Origin of the sequence: Dyadobacter jejuensis, assembly GCF_003149085.1 — a bacterium.
Classification (GTDB): domain Bacteria; phylum Bacteroidota; class Bacteroidia; order Cytophagales; family Spirosomataceae; genus Dyadobacter; species Dyadobacter jejuensis.
In genome coordinates this window covers 1-1,469 of record NZ_QGDT01000060.1, presented here as the reverse complement: position 1 = coordinate 1,469, position 1,469 = coordinate 1, and the positions used below count along the sequence as shown (strand labels likewise).

At 49.6% G+C, this 1,469-nt stretch carries 1 protein-coding gene; it reads right to left on the bottom strand.

Annotated elements, in window-relative coordinates; genetic code table 11:
* The coding region (locus tag CLV98_RS23605) for a hypothetical protein (protein WP_109678523.1) at nt 1-1,469 on the bottom strand (1,469 nt) is incomplete at both ends.

The window sequence follows — 1,469 nt, the reverse complement described above, 5'->3', positions numbered from 1 at the left end:
TTAAAGGTGGATATCGCACTTAGAGCCGTATTGACATATGGGGTCGTAAGGGCCGCACAAGCATCACTTAACCACGGGGGAATATAGCCTTCCGTACCAGCAACGTTGGCTTTGGTGGTGATTGGCCGGACATTCTCACCCGTATCCAGGTAGTACTTCACAAGCTCATTGACGATTTGCTTTCCAGTCCTTAGGCCATTGGCATCCAGCTCACAGCTCACCGACCACTGTCTCCAGTTGGTGGGGCGGCTTACAGGGGTGATTTTTGGCAACCGGCTATAGCCACCTATGGTATTGGCATAAATAAAACTCAGAGATCGCTCCACCGGCCATTCCGTTACGCTCTGGGTGACCAGACTAGAAAAGGTCGGCGTCAAAGGAATAAACTCTTCCCCATCCACGATATAAAAATCTTCAGACATTAGCAGCTCCTCCAGATACTGGCGATAATCGGCATTCAGCCAGTTGCCAATATTTAATGTCAGTTGCCGCTCACCGGTTACGCTGTTGATCTTGACCTCGGATACCGTGGGCAGGTAGTCGTAATCCGTCCAGCGCTCCAAAATCTGCCGGTTTACGTTCACCGATTCGGAAGGGGAACCCACACAACGAAGGGTATCATACCCGCCCAGGCTATTTTGGAACACCAGATATTTGACACTCTCGTAAGCGAATCGGTCAACCCTAAAGGTTCTAATATCACTTACCTGCTGCTGATCCTCATTGGATAGCCATACCTGGTACGTCAGAATCTCTTTTAGCCTAGCGTCTAAGCCCAGTTCAGAGTAGCCAACGGGAATGCTGTACACCGTCATAGGGGTCACGTTGTCAACGGTTTTGGCCGTGAAACTCTCAGCTGTACCATCACTGTGGAACACCCGGACCCGGCACTGCAGGGTCTTGGGCGATGGCGTGAAATTGGTCAGGAAATAGAGCCTTTCGGGTTGGTCCGTTCTGACCAGTTTATGATCGGGTTGCCAGGTTAAGAACTTACTCGTTTTACCGCCAATTACGTCGGTAAAAAACAGATCCTTATATGAAGCATAATGATTCATGGCAATCTGTCCACGATAAACCCATAAGGTGGTCGATAATTGCCTGTCAAGCTCCGTATCATCATTGAACCGATAGCTTTGATAATAGTACTGCCGGGTTAGGTTTGGACAAACGGAAATGGCCGTTTCACCAAAAGTGGGGGGAGTGGCCGAAAGCTGATCATCCAAGCGGGTCTGTACTTCAAAGTATGCACCTGGTGAAATGGTATAGCCCTCCGGAATGGGCTTTTCAGAGGCCTCTTGCATGGGCAAGGCCACAAATTGGCTGCTTTGGAAGGCCTTTTGAATGCGGAGTTCTAGGTAATAACGAAGATCCACTCGGCTTTCCCCTAGTGCCAATACCACAGGATCGACCAAAACTACAATGGGATTGCGGCTAAGCTGCAGGCGTTGGTGCTGTATGCTGGCTAAATA